At 63.2% G+C, this 2,503-nt stretch carries 2 protein-coding genes; one reads left to right on the top strand and one right to left on the bottom strand.

Going from position 1 to position 2,503, the window contains the following annotated elements; translation table 11 throughout:
- Positions 1-156: 156 nt before the first annotated feature.
- Positions 157-1,059, bottom strand: a complete 903-nt coding sequence (locus EN935_RS30900; protein ID WP_109662018.1) for a LysR family transcriptional regulator — start codon at positions 1,057-1,059, stop codon at positions 157-159.
- Positions 1,060-1,172: 113 nt separating this feature from the next.
- Between EN935_RS30900 and EN935_RS30895 the strand changes: the two genes are divergently transcribed.
- On the top strand, positions 1,173-2,503 hold a 1,331-nt coding region (locus tag EN935_RS30895; protein ID WP_164771487.1), incomplete at its 3' end, for an ABC transporter substrate-binding protein.

Below are 2,503 nucleotides of genomic sequence, written 5' to 3'. Positions count from 1 at the left end.
AGATAGGCCCGATCTGCGAGCAGCAGGAGCCGCCACTCAGCGAGGCCCAGCCCGGCCATTCGATCCGCTGCCACATTCCTTACGCCGAACTGGCAAGGCTGCAGAAGGCGGTCGTGACCGAGCCGGCATAGCGCTGCCGCTCCCGTGACTTGGCAGTCAGATCTGGCCTGCCATGCTAAGGGAACGATCCCCTTCCGAAAAGCCCTGCCCTTCGGCCCAGTCCCTGGCCAGCATGCGCAGGCCGGTGAGCGCGACATCCAGAACATCCGAAGAGAGGGGGTTCGAAGGATAGGCGAGGTAGATCGGCCGCTGGAACACTGGGGCGTTGTCGATGCGCCGCATCTCGCCACGCTCGATATGACCGCTGACGGCGCTGAGCGGCAGATAGGCGGCCGCCTGCTGTGACAGCACGTGCTGCAGGCCAATAAAGACCAGTCCGGCCGATATGGCCGGCTTCACCATGCCGGCAAAGGCGCGGTCGTGCTCGATGCGGAATTCCAGCCCCCAATCCATCAGAATGTAGTTTTCGGTCCACGGCTTCGTCTGCGCGGCATGCTGGACAAGTACGACCTGATCGACGGCCAGCGTTTCGTAGACGATGCCGGGATGCGGCCGCGGCAGATAGAGGATGCAGATGTCGAGCAAGCCTTCCGCCAGTTGGTCGATCGCCAGATCCGGGAAACTGCCTTCAAGCCGCAGCGCCACATTCGGCCGCCTGGTGCGCATCCACTCGACCCATGGCGAGGTGATGCGGTCCCACAGATAGGCAGGCGCGGTTAGCCGCAGCAAAGTCTCATAGCCATCGGGAACGGCGATGTCCTGTCTCGATTGCTCCCATGTGCGGGTGATGGAAGAGGCATGCGGCAGGAACTGCCGGCCGGCCGGCGTCAGCGTGACGCCATCGCGGTCGCGCACGAAAAGCCGGCGGCCCAACTGATCTTCCAGCCCCCTGATTCGCGCGCTGACGGTGGACTGGGCGAGGTTGAGCCGACTGGCCGCGACGGTGAAGCTGCCATGGGCGGCGACTTCGAGAAAGCTGCGCAGATTTTCCGTGTCCATGCCCACCTCTTGCATCGAAAATTTCGATGACCCCTATCAAAAAATATCGCTTTCCGGCGACAGTCAACAATGAACTAGATGGCCGAGCCCCAAGGCAAGCGAGGAATCCAGCCATGCCCAAGCATTTCCGGATGATCGACAACGCTCGCAGAACGCTCACCGCAATCGAAAATTCCGCTGTTGACGAATTGCTTGCCGGCAGGATGGGCCGCCGCGATTTCCTGCGCCATGGCAGCGTGCTTGGCCTCTCCCTGCCGTTCCTGGGCAGCCTTGTCGCGGCCGCCGGCCTCGGCACGCCGCAAGCACGCGCCGAGGGCAAGCCGGGTGGCACGGTGCGCGCCGGCGTAGCGACGCCGGGCGGCGCTATCGATCCCGTCACCTACTATGACAGCGGCAGCTACCAGCTGGTTTTCCAGACCGCCGAGTTTCTCTGCGTCACCCAGCCGGACCTCACCCTGAGACCGGTGCTGGCCGAGAGCTGGGCGCCGAACGAGGACGGCAGCGTGTGGACCTTCAAGCTGCGCAAGGGTGTGAAATTCCACAATGGCGAAGACTTCAAGGCCGACGACGTCGTCGCGACCTTCGACCGGCTGGCCGATCCCAACGGCGCTTCCAACGCGCTATCGGTATTCAAAGGCCTGTTGTCGAAGGGCGGCACCCAGAAGGTCGACGACCACACTGTCGCCTTCCATCTCGACGCGCCGAATGGCAGCTTTCCCTATTCGGTGTCGATCGACAATTACAACGCCGTCATCCTGCCGGCGAGCTACAAGGGCGACTACGAAAAGACCTTTGAGGGCACCGGGCCGTTCCGGCTGGAGAGCTACACGCCGAAAGTCGGCGCGACCTTCATCCGCAACCCCGACTATTGGGGTGAGAAGGCGCTGCCCGACCGGCTCGAATTCAAGTTCTACGGCGACGTGCAGCCGCGCATCCTGGCGCTGCAGGCCGGCGAGGTCGACATTCTCGACGCGGTTCCGCTCGATGTCAGCCAGGTGGTGCTCAACAGCCCCGACATCACCGTGCTGCGTGTCGCTTCGACCGCGCACCGCCAATTGCATATGCGCTGCGACACCGGTCCCTTCACCGACAAGCGCGTGCGCCAGGCGCTGGCACTGTGCATCGATCGTTCGAAGCTGGTCGACGGCCTGTGCCGTGGCATGGCGGCGACCGGCAATGACAGCCCGTTCGCGCCGGCCTTTCCCGCCACTGACAAGACGGTGCCGCAGCGCGTCCAGGATATCGCCAAAGCAAAGCAATTGCTTGAAGCGGCAGGATTGGCGAGCGGCTTCGATATCACGCTGACGACGCTGCGCTATTCCGACATTCCGGGCTACGCGCAATTGTTCCAGAATTTCGCCAAGGAGATCGGCGCGCGCATCGCGCTCAACATCGAGGACCAGGACAAATATTACGGCAAGGCAGTGTTCGGCCAGTCGGACTG

The organism is Mesorhizobium sp. M7D.F.Ca.US.004.03.1.1 (genome assembly GCF_003998635.1).
GTDB lineage: Bacteria > Pseudomonadota > Alphaproteobacteria > Rhizobiales > Rhizobiaceae > Mesorhizobium > Mesorhizobium loti.
The sequence above is the reverse complement of the archived record's forward strand: the minus strand, read 5'-3'. Positions and strand labels throughout refer to the sequence as shown.